Source organism: Cyanothece sp. BG0011, assembly GCF_003013815.1.
Taxonomy (GTDB): Bacteria; Cyanobacteriota; Cyanobacteriia; order Cyanobacteriales; family Microcystaceae; genus Crocosphaera.
This window is the reverse complement of record NZ_PRLH01000002.1, coordinates 66,728-84,246: the sequence shown is the minus strand read 5'-3', so window position 1 is coordinate 84,246 and position 17,519 is coordinate 66,728. Positions and strand designations below refer to the sequence as shown.

The window sequence follows — 17,519 nt, the reverse complement described above, 5'->3', positions numbered from 1 at the left end:
AATTATCTTGGGGAACCATTAAATTTGGTCAACCGATTAATAACCCAGAAAATGAGAACAATCCATAATTAATTATGTCATAATAGTCAAAAATAAAAGGAGTTAAACAATGGAAATAGAACTAAAAAATGGGGAAATAGTCTAGGGTTACGAATTCCCTATAAAGTTGCTGAAAGTTTCGGTATCGAAGAAAACTCAATCATTGAGTTAACCGAATCAGAAAACGCACTCATCATTACTAAAAAAAGAAAAGTGAATAATCTTGATGAATTATTGGCCAGTATTCCCCAAGATTTTGAATATCCTGATGACATTATTGATTTTGTAGAAAGTGAATCAACTGGACGCGAATTGATTTAAAAACCATGCTTAACATTTCCAGAGGAGAAATAATTAAAATTAATCTAAACCCAACTCAAGGAAGAGAACAATCAGGCAATGCACGACCTTGTTTAGTTCTGAGTCATACTAAATATAATTTAGCACGTCAAGGAATAGTCATAGTAACTCCTATTACAAGTACCATTAAACCACAAGTTAAAATGATGATTGAGATTCCGAATGGATTCAAAATAAAAGGTTCAGTTATTGCCGAACAAATTAGAACAGTTGATTTGAATAGTCGTTGGTGGAAAACCACAGGAGAAATTCTGCCCAAAGACTTTGTTGATTATGTTACCGAAACTTTTTTAGTTATTATTAACTAATATTTTTCTTTACAAGACTGTTAAACAAGGTTTTTCATAATGAAGACAGATGACTTGTTTATAATTTAAGGTAACTAAACCATAGGTTTGTCCATTTTTATCCGAAAATTCTACTTCATAAGCTTCTCCCTTATTATAAATTTCTACCACTGTACCCACTTGTCCTTTTGGTAATAAAATAGGATTATCTGTCATAAATTGATTAGTTTTAATATCTTCTAAAAGTGCAACAGTATCATGTAGTTTAATAGTATTCATTTTTGTTACTCTCCTTATTGGATAGGATATATAGAAATTAATCTGGGATAGTTTTCGTCGAAAGCAATAATCCATGCAGTTCTAATGTTTGATTTTCCTACCTCTGTTTCCATTATAAAGTCAATCACATATTTATCTCCATATTGACTGGTGGTATGGTAAGCGACTGATTGAGTCTTGACTGCATCGAAAATTGCTTTTATTAGCTTTTCTTTATTATTCAAAGTAATGCCTAATTTAGCATTAAAAAGACGTGCCTTATCTTTACCATCAGTATGATTAAAATTAAGCGCATAAGTCGTCAATTTCTCAAGAATTTGCTCTTGTTTAATTCTATCTTGATTAGGCAATTTCATTATGCTGTTCCTGTCGAGTCATTTTTTATTAATTTTATTAATACCTTACTAATGAAACTGTGCTATATTTAATAGTATCATAAAAACAAAAGATAACTTGATTGATTTATTTATGTTATTTACTGAGTTAGTATTACAGAATTTTGGTCCTTATGCGGGTAAAAATATTATTAATCTACGCACGGAAAAAGATAACGAAACTCGCCCCATTATCCTCATTGGTGGAATGAATGGAGGGGGAAAAACCACCCTTATGGATGCCATTCGTCTCGCGTTATATGGACAAAGGGCCCAATGTTCTACTCGTAATAATCTCAGTTATAGCGACTTTTTGATTCAAGCGATTAACAACCAAACCCCTTTAGGAGAAGAAACTAGGATAGAGTTAGCGTTTGAACATTTTATTGATGACCAATGGAAAGAAATACGCATTGTTAGACGCTGGAATAAACAACCCAAAGACGGTAAAGATACTTTAGGTATTCTTGAAGAAGATTGGCCAGCTAAAGCATTAGCTGAAACTTGGGATGAATATATCGAAACTTTATTACCTTTAGGGATTTCTAATTTATTCTTATTCGATGGGGAACAGGTTAAAGAATTAGCTGAACAAGAAACCCCACCCAGTAGTGTTATTCAAGCGATACAGTCTTTATTAGGATTAGAATTAGTGGAAAGACTAGCTGTAGATTTAGAGGTTTTAGTTAACCGTAAACAGAAAAAATTAGCCACCCAAAAACAACTGAAAACTATAGAAGAAATTGAAGATAAGTTAAACCATTACAAACAAGAATTAGAGAATGCTAACCAAGATTACGCATCCATAGACAATCAACTTAAACGCGCTGATAAAAAAGTAAAAGAAGCAACTGAAAAGTTTAGAATAGAAGGAGGAAAAATAGCCGCAGAAAGTAGTACACTCAAACAAAATATTGATCAGTTAAAAGAGAAACTACAACAACAACGTAATGAGATGGTAAACCTAGCAGCCACCAGTTTACCCTTAGCTTTAATTACTCCCTTACTTACCGAAGCAAAAAAACAAGGAGAAATTGAAATTAAACAACAACAAGCTACCTTAGCTAAAACTGTCTTACAACAACGAGATCAAAAATTACTCGACTATTTAGAAACCCTCCAACTGACTCAAGAAAAATTGCAGAAAATTGAAACATTTCTACAACAAGAATACGAAACTCTTAACCAAGATGCTAATACAAATCTTTCCCATCGGTTAGGGATAACAGAAGAGGAATTAAATCAACTTACTACCTTATTAGACTATAAATTACCATCCCAACTCGACATCGCTAAACAATATTTAGAAACATTACAAACTTTAGAAGTTGACTTAGATAATACCGAAAGAAAATTACAGGTTGCTGCTTCCCCAGAAGACTATCAAAAACTCAGTGATGCACTGACGAATGCACAAAAAGAAGCAGCTAAATATCAAACGGAATATAACCAAGCAGAAAAACGTATTAGAGAAGCACAAAAAGCAGTACAAATGACCATTAAAGACTTAAGAAGTTACACCGATGAAGTCTTAGAAAAACAAAATAATGAACATATTATTAAGTCGGCTGCTAAAGTTCAAACTACGCTACAATTATTTAAGGAACGATTAACCCTCAAAAAACTCAATAAATTAGAAGGGGAAGTAACCGAATGTTTCCGTTATTTACTCCATAAATCTGATCTCGTTCATCGGGTGGCTATTGATACCCATGACTTTAGTTTATCTCTTTATGATCCTCAAGGGGAAACCGTTCCGAAACATCGTTTATCCGCAGGAGAAAAACAACTGTTATCCATCGCATTTTTGTGGGGGTTAGCAAGGGTTTCCGGACGCAACTTACCCATTGCTATTGATACTCCTTTGGGTAGACTGGACTCTTCTCATCGCAATAATTTAGTTGAACGTTATTTTCCCACTGCTTCCCATCAAGTTATCTTACTGTCTACCGACACCGAAATACGACAAGAAGAGTTACAGCAACTCACCCAACAAGATGCGATCGCTCATACCTATCTGCTAGAATATGATGCTAATAACCGTCAAACTACCGTAAATAGCGATCGCTATTTTTGGTAATTCTTTTTTCATTCAATCTTGAAAAAAATTGAAAATTCTTGCTTCAAAGCTTGCCAAGGATTTCCGTTTATGATACACTGTGTCATAATGGTAGATAGTGCCAATTTTAAATTTTTAGTTTATATTTCCATTATGAAGCTTATAATTACTATTTTCACACAAATTTCTCCCAAAAGCAACCCCCTCTTACACCCCCCACACCCCCCTTTAAAAGGGGGGCAGGGGGGGTAGAGGGCAGGGGGGGGATCGCAATAATGTTTGTTTTTGACCGTAACTACTTGAGAATTAATTTTCTCTAGTTTTTTGTTTAGTTTTTATGTATTGGTGCAAGATGTCAGTATAATGTAGGTATGAATATCCGTCGTAACCCACCATTTTACTCAGGTGGGCAAAGTAAACAAAAAATAGAAGAGTCGAATAATTATCAAGTTTGCCCACCCTACATGGAATGATTATGGAGTCACCCATCAAACAAATACGGTTATCACAAACGGCAAAAGATCAGCTAATTAAACTGAAAAGATACACCAAAATCGAACAGTGGAATATTTTATGTCGATGGGGGTTTTGTCGTTCCTTAGCCGAACCGAGTATTCCCTCTCCGGTTCCCATTATCCTCGATAGTAATGTAGAAATGACCTGGAGAGTGTTTGGAGGAGACATGGCAGATTTATTATTAATTGCTTTAAAACAACGCTGTCATCAAGACGGGTTAGGAACCGATAAAGAGACATTAATGACACAATTTAGACTCCATTTACACCGAGGAATTGGTTATTTAGCTGGTGATATGAGTATCAAAAAAATTGAGAATTTAATAGAACTAACCGTTAAAGAAAAATGAGCAATAATCAAATTATTTCCCTAGGTTGTCCTTACAATAACCCTCGATAACGAATAAAAATTAAAATCACCGCCCACGATCCCAACGCAACTTTAATGGCCACTAAAATATTGAGTAACGGTATCATACCACCACTCAATAAAGTTCCCATTTCTCCGTAAGGCAATTGTATCCCGATCAAACTAATAACCGCTAAAATAATGAAAATTAGCACAGAAATTTTTTCCCAGGTGGCTGCCTGCCAACGTTGATAAAGTTTTTGCATCCATTCCGGGGGAGAAGTGATGGCCACCAGTCCGATAGCCGTTCCCCCGGCCACCCCGGCCGCAAACCCACCCCCTGGGCTAAGATGTCCCCGAATGGCTAATTCAATGCTGACTAAAGCAGCAATAGTAGCCCCCAAGCGTGCTAAAACAATGGAAGGCTGATCATTAAATTGATAAATGTGGGTTAACGGTTGTTCATTGGACATTAGAAACCTGACACCCATCACAGCGAGGGTAAACACAACCACTTCAAAAATAGTGTCATAGAGACGGTTGCGGAAAATGATCCCAGAAACCGCATTAGGAACCCCACTATCTTGTACGATGGTTTCAACCATAGAAAGATCCACCGTTTCAGCCATAGCATTAGGCATGAGTAACATTTTCAGGTACAGTGCCACTCCTGCAATAATATAAACCCATTTCATGACTGTTTCTCCTTGATATCTGAGGGATTAAGATAAGTAATTAAAGATGAGGATAATTCTGGTTTAATAATCTCATAAAGTCGTTGAATTCTTGTCACTGTATGATAAGGGTAATCACTATCTAAACTTTCTTGACAAGTGCCATGGATTTTCTCATTTTTTAAGGCCTGCTGTAACGTGGTTTCATCTTCATAACAAACCAGTTCTAACCGTAGATGATATTGATTCAAAATCGTTCTTAAATGATTAATTAATTGTTTAAACTTCTCTTGATTTTTTGTGTCTGTTTCTACGATTCCTAAACGCATCACCATCGAAGAACGAACAGCAACCCCATAAAGGGTAATAGCCAACATAGTTCCTACTAATGCCTCCGTTAAGGCCACATCCGCAGCCCCAAACATGGCATAGACTAAGGCAGCTACCGCCCCTAAAATACCCCGAATTACTAAGGCGTGATAAGGGTTAACTTGTAAGACCGTTAAACAAGCAGAAAGGGGTAATAAAGCGCTGATAACATAAAGATAAATGTCATTCATTTTAGAACTAAAAAAATAAACAAAGTGGATTATTGTTGATTGTCTTCACTACTCGAACAGTAAGCTAAAACATAACCTAATACTGTGTTCCAAATGGCCAGAGAAAGAATCGCTAAAATTAATAACGGCCATTCACTCGGTATTTTTAAAAGGAGTCCACAAATAATACTCATTGACCCCAATGTATCCGCTACCGATAGACTATGAAGTTTATATAAGACTGAGCGATCGCCCACTAAGGGAAAAGTTCCCCAAAACCAAAAGATGAGACCAACCCCGATACAAAAATAACTTAAATAGGTAATCATAGATTTAATGAGACTAAAGTGAATGATAAACTTATCAATTGTCGATTATTTTCATACGTTTTAAAATTTGTGCCAGTAACATTAAAGAAGCGTTACCTAAGCTAAGGATCAGAACTCCGACGACTCCTATCATCCAATCATCTCTTAAGATAGAGATCACTAAAATCATAACAGATGTTTTAGTGGCAATACTAGCAAAGGCTAACATTTTTTGCCAAATATCGCTATCTTTACAAGCTTCGTAAATAGGAATAACTAAGGCTAAAATCATAATAACTAGAATCACATTCATGATGATTTTCTCCGTTTAATACGATGGACTTCATACCATCCTTCTTCATGATATTTTAAAACAATTGTTTTCGGCGTGAAGGTGATTAAAAAGATATCTAAAAAAATTAATCCAGGGGTTCTTCTCGGTTTAACCCTTTCCATTGTTATATCTTCTTCCTTATGGGGAAATAACATAATTTCTATGGCTTCAATGTAGGCTTGAGGAATAGCGATTAAAACCTCTATTAAGGCACGCAACCAGTCTTTTAGTTTTCCTGGAGAGGTAAGTTTTTTGGGTAATAAGACACAGATGGTCACGCCAATAATAATGTTAGCCAGCGTAAAATCAGATGTCAGTAAAAACCAGATCGTCAGTTTTAATAATAAATCTAAATAAGAGATCATAGGAACCGTTACCCCTCATAAGTGGTTATCAATATGAAAGCTAATTTTAACCCGTTACCCCCCGAATTCCTGGAGATAAGACCAGCCAAAATAGAAAAATTAACATCAAGCTCATCACCCCAATTAAATGGTCAAAATTCTCAGCCGTACGGGATAATTTAATAGTCGCTTTTTGAAAGAAGAAATGATAAGCTAACCATCCTAAGAAAATGGTCACCAAAGGTTTGACAATATTGTTGAAACTATAGGCTTCATAGTAAATGCCATTGGCAAGAATTAACCCCCCTAGTAATAAAACAATAGCAGCCCAAAACCCGGCTTTCACCTTAATTTCCCCTGTTTTTGCATGGGGTAAAAAGATAAATTTAGCAAAAGAGATCGCCGTTCCCAAAGCAGCCAGATTCATGGCAATTACTTGCCAGGGTAAAAGGTTTTTCATGGTTAATACTTTTGCCCCAAACCCGGATAATAAAGGAAACCCCGAAATCGAAAAACTAGCCATGACTAAAGCGATCCAAATGGGTGTATCAATGGGTAACTTTTTTAACTCTTTAAAGTTACGACTGGGTAAAATCCCAGCAATTAAAAATAAAGAAGACTTAACTAAGCCATGGGTTAAAGCATAAAACCCTCCGACTTCTGGGGCCGCTAAAATAAAGCCTAACTGAGAAACCGTGTGAAAGGCTAACATCCGTTTACTGTCTTTCTCAAACACGGCGTAACCCACCCCTAATAAGGAGGTCCCTGCGCCAAAAATGCGGACAATGGGATCGACTTCACTCACCATCAAAGCGCAACGAATGAGGGGATAAACCCCAGCTTTTACCACCACTCCCGATAACATGGCAGAAACCGGGGTTTCTGACTCAGAATGGGTTAAGGGTAGCCATAACCCTGATACGAAAATCCCTCCTTTGGCCAAAAGTCCTAAAAAGATTAAGGCGATCGCTTCTGGGGGAGATCCCTTTAATCCGGCAAAACTAAAAGAATGATGGGACTGATACACCAAGACTGCCCCCACCAAGTAAAATAACATGGCGGTGTTGCTCACAAAAAGATAACGTAGGGCCACCCAAATCGAGCGATCGCTTCTGGGATAGGCGATGAGTAAAAAGGCGGCAATACTGATCACTTCTAGGGCCACATAGATACTAATAAAGTCAGCACAAATAAAAGTAGCATTGACGCTGCCGTGGAGGATAATAATTTGAGTATAGAAAAAGGCTGTTTTGTCGCTTTGCCAACAGTAAAAAAGGACAGCCAAGGTCACTAAAGCATTGGTAAGAATAAAAAAGCCACTTAAATTATCAATTAAGAGAATAACCCCAAAACTATCCAGTAATTTAAACTCTAAAAGGGATTCAATGTTAAAAATTTTTAAAGCATAACCCAAGGAAAAAATAGCTACCCCCAAAGCAAGGTAGCGAGCCATTTTAGGCAATAAATAAATACTAAATCCAATAAATAAAGGTAAGGCTATCCAAATAATTGTTAAGGCTTTCATCAGGGATTATTATTAAGGTAGTAAGAATTTTATCATTTATTTTCACAAAATACTCACTTTTTTTTGATTATTAATTCTTAATAGGAGTATTATTTTTCTCAATTTCTTTGGTTTCTAAGGTTGGATTATTTTGGGCTAATTTCATCACCCCAACTAACATTAACGCTTGAATAGAAAAGCCAATCACAATGGCTGTTAAAATCACCGCTTGCGGGACAGGATCAGCATAATTATCCTGGGTACTTTCATTCATAATCGGCGTAAATAGACCATTTCTTGACGAAATTAAGACATAATAAGCAATCACCCCTGTACTCATCACATCCATGCCAATAATTTTCATCATTAAATTATCTTTCAAAATGATGCCAAAGAAACCGAAGAAAATTGTCGCAAAAATAAAAGCTTCTAACATAATAGTATCGTAATCTTTGAACTCCCTTAGTTTTTAATTAGTTTTTTGATTGATAAAGCGAATTATAGCATAACTCGCAGCTAAAGCCAGACAAGCAAAGGCTAAAGCAATTAAATCATTTTTAGCATATTTCGTCGGGTCAAAAATGATAATTTTTCTCGCTACTGCGATCAAGGCAGTTACCACAACTAATTCAACTTGAACAATATGTTTTCTTAAGTAAGCCGTAACATTTTCTAATAGTTCTAAAGCAATTAATACATTCAGAAATAGTCCGAAAATTTCGATCAATGTTTTATTAAAAAAACCGACAGGTTCGGCAGAAAAAAGGTCTGTGACTAAGACTAAAGATAAATCAAATAAAGAAACCCCAATGACAAGAACTAAAGCAACGGATAGAACTTTAGAAACAATATTTTCGACAAGATGAATGCCTACCATAAAATTATCATCTTTTAATAATCTAATTGCTTTAATAATGAAATTTTTCAACCTGTTTTTTGACGGGTTTCTTTTTGTCATTTTTACTGCTGTTACCATATCGGCTTATTAGTTTACCATGAAAACTGTAAAAAAGGGACAATCATCAACTCGATATTGTCCCTTCTTTTTTGCTTCAGTTCGCTGCATCAGCCTTCGATAATTTTTCCCCGGTTTCTGAAGGTTCTTTAAAAGCAAATCTTAATAAAGGAGGCGCAATAAAGGTCGTCAGAATTACCATCACAATGATAGCAGCTTCTAGAGACTGACTTAATACCCCACTAGCTGAACCAATACCAGCAAAAACTAAGCCCACTTCTCCCCTAGGAATCATACCAAAACCGATGGCTAACCGATTAACTTTTTCTTTTCCTGTCACAGTCCATCCTGTAATCAGTTTGCCGATAATGGCAACAACAATTAAAAAGGTAGCAATAATTAAACCTTCTCTATTTTCAGGCACAAAGGGGTTAAGTACACCTAAATCAACTTTTGCTCCCACACTGACAAAGAAAATGGGAACTAAAATATCAGCAATGGGAACCACTTGTTGATCCAATTCTTTGCGCTTGTCAGTTTCATCTAAAACTAGCCCGGCGGCAAATGCCCCTAAGATCGCTTCTAGTTGAATAATATTCGCTAAAAATGCCATGAAGAAAGCAAAAATTAAAGCAGGAATCACTAACTTTCCACGGGTTTGTAATAAATCAGAAACCGCCATAAAGGAGTTATTAAAGAATTTTCCTAAGAAAATCGAGCCTAATAAAAAGACGGTAGCACTAATAATCAAATAGACGACATTGACAACATCAACCGTCCCTGTTTTAGCTAAACTAGCCACAACCGCTAAAACGATAATCCCTAATACATCATCAATCACAGCAGCGCCGACGATAATCTGTCCTTCTTTGGACTTTAAATAACCTAACTCTGACAAAACTTTCGACGTAATACCAATACTGGTAGCAGTTAAGGCCGCACCGGCAAAAATAGCAGGAATGACCGAAACATTAAAGAGTAACATCAAGCCCACCGTACCAGCCGCGAATGGTGCAACCACACCAACAACCGCCACAATGGCTGCTTGATAACCCACTTCTTTTAATTCCCGAATATCCGATTCTAAGCCGATTTCAAACAAGAGAATGATCACCCCTATTTCCGCTAAAACCGAGATGACCTCGCTTTGGGTGTTAAACACTTCTGGAACTGCTTCCGGGGTTAAACCAGCGACTAATTCTAGGAAACTCATCAACACTGAGTCTGAAGCTGTGGCACCGCTTTCGGGGAACACTAACAAATGTAAGGCAGAGGCACCAACTACCACACCCCCGACTAATTCTCCTAAGACGGGAGGTAAATTAAGGGCCCTTGAGATTTCCCCCCCTAATTTACTGGCTAAATAAATAATAATCAAACTGACTAACACACCAGCTAAAATCATCGGACCGAGATTGGCTGTGCTTTCTGTGGCTAAGAGTGGAATAGGTGGATAAATGAACATGGTTTTTTAACTAAGTGGACAATTGTTTAGGAGAGAGAGAGAAACTAGGGAAGTATGAAAACTTCTGTCTCTTCTATTTAGAATGGCGATCGCTCTTTGGCCATGCCATTACTTGAGTTGGTATCATCTTCAGGAAAATGAGAACCATTGATTCCCATTTCGTTTTGAATGTCATCGATGGTATCTCCGTTGAGACTGGCAACTGCTAACTGTAGGGCAGCCACACGGGTTTTCAGACGGTTGCGATGGGGAACCCGATCCAAGATATTGAATTTTTGCAGTCTTTCTTTGACTTTTCCTTCCCCACCCACAATGAACACTTCTAACCCTTTAGCGTAAGCGTCATCGATGGTTTTCTCTAAGGCTAAGGTGGCCGTAACCCCCAGTAGGGGAACATGGGTTAAGTCGATCACCAACGTCTTATAGTTATCTAAGATGGTTTGACGTTGGGTAATGGCTTTCGCTGCACCGAAACTCATTGGACCGGCTAAGTCTAGTAACATAATGCGGCCATTGGCTTCTTTCATCAACTGCTGAGCTTCGTAGGTTGCTAAGCGATCGTCTTCAGGGTGATCGATGGCTTTAACGCGATCGGCTTGAATATCGGTTAATTTTTCAATGGTTAAGATATTAGCAACAAATACCCCTAAACCCACGGCAGTAATTAAGTCATAGAAGACAGTCAGCAACATTACCCCATACATGATGGCGGCTGCTTTCCAAGACAGTTTATGAGCGCGTTTGAGGAACTTCCAGTCAATGATATCGATACCCACCTTAAAGGCAATACCGGCTAACACCGCTAGAGGAATATTTTGAGTCAAAGGGGCAGCCCAAAGTACCACCACTAATAAGATTAACGCACGGGATAAACCTGATAAAGCAGTACGTCCCCCTGCTTGAATATTCACAACGGTTCCCATGGTTGCACCAGCACCGGGTAACCCACCGCATAAACCAGAGATTAAGTTACCAATTCCTTGACCAATTAATTCTTTATTAGAGTTGTGTTGAGTTTGGGTTAAACTGTCAGCGATCACTGCCGTTAATAAAGCATCAATACAGCCTAACATTCCTAATACTAGCCCATTGACAATCATGCTCTGAGTTTGTGCTAGGGTAAAAGTCGGCACCACTAAAGAAGGCAGTCCGGTACTAAACTCAGGTATAGTCTTAATGTTTTGTCCTGAGAAGAAAAACATCGAAACTAAGGTACAGCCCACTAACGCCACTAACTGAGGCGGTACAAATTTCTTCAATCTTGAGGGCATTAAGAATAAAACGGCCACCGCTAATACCCCTAAAATAGCTTCACCGGTATGAGCGCTTAAACTGGCCATCACGTTAGGGGCGTTTTTCAAAGCAGCAATCACCCCTCCCTTGGGGTTTTCTGATCCTAATAATGGACCAAATTGCAACACAATCAAAATCAGTCCAATCCCCGACATAAAGCCAGAAATGACCGTATAAGGCATCAGGGTAATATATTTACCCAGTTTCAGAGAACCGAGAATAATTTGAAAAATCCCTGCTAACATGACAACGGTAAAGGCCATATATAAACCCTTTTCCGGGTCAGCGGCGGTCATTTTTGTGACCACAGCTGTCATAACCACTGTCATTGGCCCCGTGGGTTCAGAGATCAGGGTGGGGGTTCCCCCAAACAAAGCAGCGAAAAACCCGATTAATACAGCACCCCATAACCCCGCAGCCGGACCTGCCCCCGATGCTACCCCAAAGGCCAAAGCCATGGGAAGGGCGATCACGGCTGCAGTTACCCCGCCAAATATATCACCCCTAATATTTCTAAAATGAATTCGATTCGTTATTTGCATGACCAATTGTTAAATTTTACTTAAGGTCTTTTCCTGTTTTGATTGTATGTGACCAATGTCGTTTAGGGAGACATTTCCGTAAATTGACTGACAACCCCTAATGGATGAGGAACAGGGAAAAAGGCCAAGACCTTTTTGAATCCTGCGCTTTGGCCCCCGATGCCCCTAGAAGTCCGTTGCTGACCGCTTTATAGACTTGATTCTATTTTTTTTTGTTAAATCATAGCCTAATTACTATAGAAGATTACAGCAAATTTTAAGACTTCGTCAAGACCCATAGTTGTAAATTTTGTTAACGATTGAAAAAAGCTTGTCTTATGGTTGCCCATTGCCTGATAACGCTTGCTTTCAAGGCAAAAAGCTTGGTAGACCCTACTCCGATTATCATAGGCTATCAATAAGAATAGACACTCGGCAATACCCAACAGACAATAGTGATATGTATTGAACCCTATAAAAGCGAATTTGGTACTGACGTTTAGTCGAAACTTTGTAAACACTAAAAACATCTCGTGCTATACTTCTAAAAGTAATCTTGACTAATCAAATTATTATCCTAAATATTAACTAATAATTTTCTTATATTATGAATACCCCTTTAGCAATTTGCGCTCCAAATCTTGGGGCAGTTTCTGAAACTTTTATTCAACGACACATGAAAGACTTATTACCTAATAAAGTTGTTATTGTTGCTAATAGTAATAAAAAACCTTATTGTGGACATTGGACTGTAGATGCTCCTTCTTTAGTAATTAATAATATCGAAGTAACAGGTCTTAAATTAGGATTAAAAAATTATTTAGGCCGAAAATTATTTAAGCAGTCAAATCAAGAATCAATTAATTTAGCCATTGAAAACTTTTTAAAACATCATCAAGTTAAAGTTATTTTAGGAGAATACTTAAATTATGCTTTTTCTTACTTTGAAATAGCTCAAAAATTAAAGATTCCTTATTTTGCTCATGCTCATGGGGCAGATGTTTCTATTTATTTACGTCAAGAAAAATGGCGAAAAAAATATAAGCAATATCAACAAGCTACCGGAATTATTACCATGAATCAAATCAGTCGAAAACGACTAATTGATCTGGGTATTGAGGAACATAAAATTCATGTTATTCCTTATGGGGTTGACACCCCAAATGAACCGATAAAAAGACAAAAAAATGAACTAATTCGTTGCCTCGCTGTAGGAAGAATGGTCGGAAAAAAAGCACCTATTTTATTATTAGAGTCTTTTCGTAGAGCTACTAAAAATTATCCTAATTTACAACTTGATTATGTAGGGACAGGAGACTTACTACCGGCAGTTAAACAATTTATTCATGCTTTTCAACTAGAGGATAAAGTCATTCTTCATGGCAAACAACCGAATGAATTTGTCTTGCAATTGATGAAAAAAGCTGATATATTTTTGCAGCATAGTATTGTTGACCCTGATAGTGGCGATGAAGAAGGATTACCTGTTGCAATCTTAGAAGCTATGGGGTATTGTTTACCTGTTATTTCTACTAGACACGCAGGGATTCCTGAGTCAGTTTTAGAAGGAGAAACAGGCTTATTAGTCGATGAAGGAAATGTTGAAGAAATGGCACAAAATATCTTAGAATTAGCTCAAGATTTTGATTTAAGACAACAGATGGGATTAGCAGGATGGCAACGAGTCAAAGAATGTTTTAGTTGGGAAAAAGAGAGAAAACAATTACTAGAAGTAATGCAACTTGCTTAATTTACTTGAACTATTTTTTAGAGTGTAAAATTAATGACAATAAAAAAATCATGAAAACACAACAAATAAACTGCTACAATTGTTCCTCCTCTGAAATTCAACTATATGATACAGAAAATGGATTTAACTTAGTAAAATGTAAAAACTGTGGACTATTATACGTTAATCCCCAACCTGATAGAAGTGAAATTGAAAAAGCTCATGAAATCGGGCAACATCGTGGAGAAAAAACTATCGATGTAACGGGTAACTTTAGTTCTCAAAAAGTTGAAACCTATCTCAAAATTATCAAGGATTTTTATGGGGAAAAATGCCAAGAGTTTTCAGGTAAAAAATGGTTAGATATAGGATGCGGTCATGGTGAATTTATTAAAGCAATTGAAATTTTTAGTGAAGGTACTTGTAATATCCAAGGGATTGAACCCAATGTTTATAAACAAAAATCAGCCCAAAACCAAGGATTAAATGTAAGTTTTTTTGACTTAGATAAATGTGAAACAAAATATGATTTTATCTCTTTATTGAATGTATATTCCCATTTACCTAACCCGATAGAAAGTTTAACCAATTGGAGTAATCTTTTAACCGAAGAAGGAGAATTATTAATTCAAACGGGAGATAGTGCTGATCTGAACAGTCAAGATCATCATAAACCTTATTATCTTCCTGATCATCTCAGTTTTGTCTCTGAAAAGATTCTGACAGATATCTTAAAAAAAATAGGGTTCAACATTTTCCAAATCAAAAAGTATCGCTTTTCAGAATTTCCAGTTCCTTCACTGACAAGCGTAACTAAAGAAACTTTAAAATTGATAGTGCCACATAAGAAATCATCCCTATTTACTGAGCTATTTCCTAAACATCCTAACCGTGATATGTGGATCAGAGCAACAAAAAAAATTGAAGTATTGTAAATATCAATCAATGAATATCCAATCAGACCTCAACTCAAATCAAAAAAGCCTTGATTTTCTACTCCTAATGGAAAATTATCAAGGTTCTTATACAAAGGCTATCAAAAGAGATCCCCAAGTTTCTTGTCTTAACTATAAAGACTGTTCTCAAGCTTTATTTGCTAAGCAGATTTACTATGGAGATACCTATCTCAAAGCATTTTCAGACCAGGGATATAACGTACAGCAAATTGTTCCCACTTGCGTACCCCTTCAATATAAATGGGCTGCAGAAAATGGCGTTTGGGTTCCTCCACAATGGTCAGATAAACCATTTTTACAATGGTACTGGCGACGTTTTTTAAAAAGTAATCCCGAACCTTGGGCTATTGATAACATTTTAACGGAACAAATTAAACAATGGCAACCAAAATTTCTCTGGATTTTTTCTGGAGTTCCTATTACAAAAAAGCAACTTCAAGAATGGCGAAATTATGTTAAACATATTATCTTATGGTGGGCTTGTCCTTTAAATCTGGGAATACCTTATAGTCATTTTGATTTAATTTTATCGGGCATTCCTAACTTAGCTAAGTATTTCCAGATTCGTGGTTTTAACGCAGCCCATATGCCCCATGCTTTTGATCCACGTATCTTAGACAAAGTATCTCTTCCGACCGAAAAAATTCCGAAAGTTGGCTTTATTGGTAGTTTATCGGAAAGTCATCTAGAAAGAATTTTATTTTTAGATCAATTATCTCGTCAGGTTGACATTGATTTCTATGGTTCAGGGGTTGATTTACTCTCAAAAGATAATCCTTTGCGTCAAAATTATTATCATTCGGTTTGGGGGGAAGAACTCTATAAAACCTACGCTTCTTATTTAATTGTGATTCATAAAAATATTGGCATTGCGGGTCGTTCTTTTTCAGCGAAAAGACTGTTTGAAGCAACAGGAATGGGGACTTGTGTCGTAACAGAAGCCAGTGACGATACTCGTGAACTTTTTAAAGCAGATGAAGAAATTGTGACCTTTTCCTGTTTAGAGGAATGTGTAGAAAAAATTAAATATCTTCTAAATCATCCTCAAAAAGCCATCGAAATTGGTAAAAAAGCTCAACAAAGAACCCTCTCTGAACACACCTATGCTAATAGAGTTCAAGAGTTAACCAGTCATCTTAAAGAGTTTGAATTATGGGACTAATTTTTAACCCGTTTTAATTTAGCGCCCAATTCCCATTTAATACGATTCAAAATAGAGGTTTTATCTAAAGAGAGTAAAATCCGTTTAACCACCGTTTTCGGTCCTTCGGGACCCCAAGCGGCTCCATTGGCTAAATAACCTTTAGTCACCTGTCCAATGGCATAGCAAGACACCCCGGCCACACCCCCTTGAGTGATGGCAATGGAAAGATAAGGAAGTAAAGACAATCCTGCGGTTGTGGGAATGACTAACCCTAATATGCCTTTGAGAGAACTCAAACCCAAAGAAGTCAGAAACTCAGTAGCACTAATACCCCCCATACTCACCCCAATTTTTTGTAAGAGTGCGATCGCTCCTTGTTGAGTCATGGGGATACCATAAAGACGAGATAGGGCTAAAATCATGGCCACATCTACCACAGCCCCGGTAAATAAATCAACCACTGTCACAGGATTTAAGGCGATGGCCATGGCCTTGGTCATGGTAGCTTTATGAATTAATTGATTGGCTGCTTTGTCTCGAATTTCTAATTTACGGGCAACAATCTGCTCATTGACTTCATCGGCGTATAACATGGTATTGAGAGCCACGAGAGATTTACCTTCCCGATGCAAGATTTCTAAAATTTTTAACTGTAATGCCTCAATGTTGGGCTTTCCTCTTTTTCTTTGTTGCTTTAATTTTCCTTGACTATCTTGGATGATTTCTGTCACCAATGGAGCTGCCGCGATCATGACAATTTCATCAGGAGATAGTAACTCTTTAACGCGATCGTCTCGTATTTTTTGATAGATGGCTAAGCGATCGGTTTCTGGATATTGATCAATTTTATTAAAAACTAAAATAATCGGTTTTCCTGCTTCTCGTAACTGGGATAAAGCCTCAAATTCTACTTGGGTCATATCCCCTGAAATAACAAAGAGAATTAAATCGACTTGTTTGGCCATTTGATGGGCTAATTTTTCTCTTGTTTCCCCATCTACTTCGTCAATGCCAGGGGTATCAATTAACTCGATTTTAGACTGTCCCCATCCTGATAAAGCGACTGTTTGCAACCCTTCTATATTATCATCTAGTTTTAATGTCCATGAAGCGGTATCAATGGCTTGAGTTACCCCGTGAAGAGGCCCTGTTTTAAAAATATCTTCCCCTAATAATCCATTTAAAACAGAAGATTTTCCCCTTCCTACCATACCAAAAGCAGCAATTTGGACCACAGAATGCTCTAATTTTTCTAGCATTGCTGTTAAATGATTTAACTCTTTTTCTAACCCTATCTGTTCTTGGTCTGTTAAATCTAAATGGTTAACTAAATTTCTTAGACTTTCTTGGGCTTGTTGATAGTTTAATTGTTCTTGAATCTCATCAAAATTGACTAAGGCTTCGTCTAAGTCTTGAAAGTTTAAGGGGTGATCATCAGTCATTTCAGACATATCAGATTACTTTAATTAGTAACAGTGAGGTCTTTTTATC

The 17,519-nt window shown here is 37.0% G+C and carries 19 protein-coding genes and 1 pseudogene; 7 read left to right on the top strand and 13 right to left on the bottom strand.

What is annotated here, in order from left to right:
• Nucleotides 1–135 precede the first annotated feature (135 nt).
• Together C4E06_RS29410 and C4E06_RS00960 are read left to right on the top strand one after the other, a co-directional pair.
• A pseudogene (locus C4E06_RS29410) lies at nt 136–240 on the top strand (AbrB/MazE/SpoVT family DNA-binding domain-containing protein); the annotation flags it as partial.
• A gap of 125 nt (nt 241–365) precedes the next feature.
• Nucleotides 366–707 carry a type II toxin-antitoxin system PemK/MazF family toxin gene (locus C4E06_RS00960; protein ID WP_107666359.1) on the top strand — a complete coding sequence of 114 codons (342 nt, stop codon included), beginning with the start codon at nt 366–368 and terminating at the stop codon, nt 705–707.
• A 9-nt stretch (nt 708–716) separates the two neighbouring features.
• Here C4E06_RS00960 and C4E06_RS00955 read toward each other — a convergent pair whose 3' ends face one another.
• Together C4E06_RS00955 and C4E06_RS00950 are read right to left on the bottom strand one after the other, a co-directional pair.
• Nucleotides 717–965, bottom strand: coding sequence for a DUF4926 domain-containing protein (locus tag C4E06_RS00955; protein WP_107666358.1), 249 nt, complete (start codon nt 963–965; stop codon nt 717–719).
• 14 nt (nt 966–979) lie between these two features.
• Nucleotides 980–1,321, bottom strand: a complete 342-nt coding sequence (locus C4E06_RS00950) for a DUF6883 domain-containing protein (RefSeq protein ID WP_107666357.1) — start codon at nt 1,319–1,321, stop codon at nt 980–982.
• 112 nt (nt 1,322–1,433) lie between these two features.
• Between C4E06_RS00950 and dndD the strand changes: the two genes are divergently transcribed.
• Both dndD and dndE read left to right on the top strand, forming a co-directional pair.
• Nucleotides 1,434–3,419: a DNA sulfur modification protein DndD gene (gene dndD / locus C4E06_RS00945; RefSeq protein ID WP_107666356.1), complete on the top strand. Its 1,986-nt coding sequence runs from the start codon at nt 1,434–1,436 to the stop codon at nt 3,417–3,419.
• 454 nt (nt 3,420–3,873) lie between these two features.
• Nucleotides 3,874–4,263 (top strand): DNA sulfur modification protein DndE, encoded by a 390-nt coding sequence (gene dndE / locus C4E06_RS00940; RefSeq protein WP_107666369.1) that lies wholly within the window; start codon nt 3,874–3,876, stop codon nt 4,261–4,263.
• 31 nt (nt 4,264–4,294) lie between these two features.
• Here the strand turns inward: dndE and C4E06_RS00935 are convergent, their stop codons facing one another.
• The 10 genes from C4E06_RS00935 to C4E06_RS00890 form a co-directional block, all read right to left on the bottom strand.
• Entirely contained in the window at nt 4,295–4,957 is a 663-nt protein-coding gene (locus C4E06_RS00935) for a Na(+)/H(+) antiporter subunit B (protein ID WP_107666355.1), read from the bottom strand.
• Nucleotides 4,954–5,496: a DUF4040 domain-containing protein gene (locus tag C4E06_RS00930; RefSeq protein ID WP_107666354.1), complete on the bottom strand. Its 543-nt coding sequence runs from the start codon at nt 5,494–5,496 to the stop codon at nt 4,954–4,956. Before C4E06_RS00930 ends, C4E06_RS00935 begins: the two co-directional genes overlap by 4 nt.
• 29 nt (nt 5,497–5,525) lie before the next feature.
• Nucleotides 5,526–5,804, bottom strand: a complete 279-nt coding sequence (locus tag C4E06_RS00925) for a monovalent cation/H(+) antiporter subunit G (protein WP_107666353.1) — start codon at nt 5,802–5,804, stop codon at nt 5,526–5,528.
• Between the two features lie 34 nt (nt 5,805–5,838).
• The gene (locus tag C4E06_RS00920) at nt 5,839–6,096 is read right to left on the bottom strand and encodes a hypothetical protein (protein WP_107666352.1); all 258 of its coding nucleotides are present in this window, start codon (nt 6,094–6,096) and stop codon (nt 5,839–5,841) included.
• On the bottom strand, nt 6,093–6,482 hold the full coding sequence (locus C4E06_RS00915; protein WP_107666351.1) for a Na+/H+ antiporter subunit E: 390 nt from the start codon (nt 6,480–6,482) through the stop codon (nt 6,093–6,095). The genes C4E06_RS00920 and C4E06_RS00915 overlap by 4 nt, the downstream gene beginning before the upstream one ends.
• A gap of 46 nt (nt 6,483–6,528) precedes the next feature.
• On the bottom strand, nt 6,529–7,986 hold the full coding sequence (locus tag C4E06_RS00910) for a cation:proton antiporter (RefSeq protein ID WP_107666350.1): 1,458 nt from the start codon (nt 7,984–7,986) through the stop codon (nt 6,529–6,531).
• 70 nt (nt 7,987–8,056) lie between these two features.
• Complete coding sequence (locus C4E06_RS00905; RefSeq protein WP_107666349.1) at nt 8,057–8,401, bottom strand: NADH-quinone oxidoreductase subunit K; 345 nt, start codon at nt 8,399–8,401, stop codon at nt 8,057–8,059.
• A 33-nt stretch (nt 8,402–8,434) separates the two neighbouring features.
• Nucleotides 8,435–8,842 (bottom strand): phosphate-starvation-inducible PsiE family protein, encoded by a 408-nt coding sequence (locus C4E06_RS00900; protein ID WP_232826113.1) that lies wholly within the window; start codon nt 8,840–8,842, stop codon nt 8,435–8,437.
• Between the two features lie 175 nt (nt 8,843–9,017).
• Complete coding sequence (locus C4E06_RS00895; RefSeq protein ID WP_107666347.1) at nt 9,018–10,385, bottom strand: cation:proton antiporter; 1,368 nt, start codon at nt 10,383–10,385, stop codon at nt 9,018–9,020.
• A 77-nt stretch (nt 10,386–10,462) separates the two neighbouring features.
• Complete coding sequence (locus C4E06_RS00890) at nt 10,463–12,220, bottom strand: SulP family inorganic anion transporter (RefSeq protein WP_107666346.1); 1,758 nt, start codon at nt 12,218–12,220, stop codon at nt 10,463–10,465.
• A 586-nt stretch (nt 12,221–12,806) separates the two neighbouring features.
• Between C4E06_RS00890 and C4E06_RS00885 the strand changes: the two genes are divergently transcribed.
• Genes C4E06_RS00885 through C4E06_RS00875 form a run of 3 tightly spaced genes read left to right on the top strand, consistent with a single transcriptional unit; the run spans nt 12,807 to nt 16,046 of the window.
• A complete protein-coding gene (locus tag C4E06_RS00885) occupies nt 12,807–13,949 on the top strand; it encodes a glycosyltransferase family 4 protein (RefSeq protein WP_107666345.1) in 1,143 nt (380 codons plus the stop codon).
• Nucleotides 13,950–13,999: 50 nt separating this feature from the next.
• Complete coding sequence (locus tag C4E06_RS00880; RefSeq protein WP_157951096.1) at nt 14,000–14,863, top strand: class I SAM-dependent methyltransferase; 864 nt, start codon at nt 14,000–14,002, stop codon at nt 14,861–14,863.
• A gap of 10 nt (nt 14,864–14,873) precedes the next feature.
• The gene (locus tag C4E06_RS00875) at nt 14,874–16,046 is read left to right on the top strand and encodes a glycosyltransferase (RefSeq protein WP_107666343.1); all 1,173 of its coding nucleotides are present in this window, start codon (nt 14,874–14,876) and stop codon (nt 16,044–16,046) included.
• On the opposite strand, the gene C4E06_RS00870 is transcribed toward C4E06_RS00875, so the two are convergent.
• Entirely contained in the window at nt 16,043–17,470 is a 1,428-nt protein-coding gene (locus C4E06_RS00870) for a GTP-binding protein (protein ID WP_370051172.1), read from the bottom strand. The two genes, C4E06_RS00875 and C4E06_RS00870, sit on opposite strands and share 4 nt — an antisense overlap.
• Nucleotides 17,471–17,519: the final 49 nt, after the last annotated feature.

Bases quoted from the DNA above. Each gene is read 5' to 3' on its own strand.
- C4E06_RS00925 (WP_107666353.1), bottom strand. From the start codon at position 5,804: ATGATTACCTATTTAAGTTATTTTTGTATCGGGGTTGGTCTCATCTTT.
- dndE (WP_107666369.1), top strand. From the start codon at position 3,874: ATGGAGTCACCCATCAAACAAATACGGTTATCACAAACGGCAAAAGAT.
- C4E06_RS00875 (WP_107666343.1), top strand. From the start codon at position 14,874: ATGAATATCCAATCAGACCTCAACTCAAATCAAAAAAGCCTTGATTTT.
- C4E06_RS00955 (WP_107666358.1), bottom strand. From the start codon at position 965: ATGAATACTATTAAACTACATGATACTGTTGCACTTTTAGAAGATATT.
- C4E06_RS00900 (WP_232826113.1), bottom strand. From the start codon at position 8,842: ATGGTAGGCATTCATCTTGTCGAAAATATTGTTTCTAAAGTTCTATCC.
- C4E06_RS00870 (WP_370051172.1), bottom strand. From the start codon at position 17,470: ATGACTGATGATCACCCCTTAAACTTTCAAGACTTAGACGAAGCCTTA.
- C4E06_RS00910 (WP_107666350.1), bottom strand. From the start codon at position 7,986: ATGAAAGCCTTAACAATTATTTGGATAGCCTTACCTTTATTTATTGGA.
- C4E06_RS00935 (WP_107666355.1), bottom strand. From the start codon at position 4,957: ATGAAATGGGTTTATATTATTGCAGGAGTGGCACTGTACCTGAAAATG.
- C4E06_RS00915 (WP_107666351.1), bottom strand. From the start codon at position 6,482: ATGATCTCTTATTTAGATTTATTATTAAAACTGACGATCTGGTTTTTA.
- C4E06_RS00930 (WP_107666354.1), bottom strand. From the start codon at position 5,496: ATGAATGACATTTATCTTTATGTTATCAGCGCTTTATTACCCCTTTCT.
- C4E06_RS00890 (WP_107666346.1), bottom strand. From the start codon at position 12,220: ATGCAAATAACGAATCGAATTCATTTTAGAAATATTAGGGGTGATATA.
- C4E06_RS00950 (WP_107666357.1), bottom strand. From the start codon at position 1,321: ATGAAATTGCCTAATCAAGATAGAATTAAACAAGAGCAAATTCTTGAG.
- C4E06_RS00905 (WP_107666349.1), bottom strand. From the start codon at position 8,401: ATGTTAGAAGCTTTTATTTTTGCGACAATTTTCTTCGGTTTCTTTGGC.
- C4E06_RS00895 (WP_107666347.1), bottom strand. From the start codon at position 10,385: ATGTTCATTTATCCACCTATTCCACTCTTAGCCACAGAAAGCACAGCC.
- dndD (WP_107666356.1), top strand. From the start codon at position 1,434: ATGTTATTTACTGAGTTAGTATTACAGAATTTTGGTCCTTATGCGGGT.
- C4E06_RS00885 (WP_107666345.1), top strand. From the start codon at position 12,807: ATGAATACCCCTTTAGCAATTTGCGCTCCAAATCTTGGGGCAGTTTCT.
- C4E06_RS00960 (WP_107666359.1), top strand. From the start codon at position 366: ATGCTTAACATTTCCAGAGGAGAAATAATTAAAATTAATCTAAACCCA.
- C4E06_RS00920 (WP_107666352.1), bottom strand. From the start codon at position 6,096: ATGAATGTGATTCTAGTTATTATGATTTTAGCCTTAGTTATTCCTATT.
- C4E06_RS00880 (WP_157951096.1), top strand. From the start codon at position 14,000: ATGAAAACACAACAAATAAACTGCTACAATTGTTCCTCCTCTGAAATT.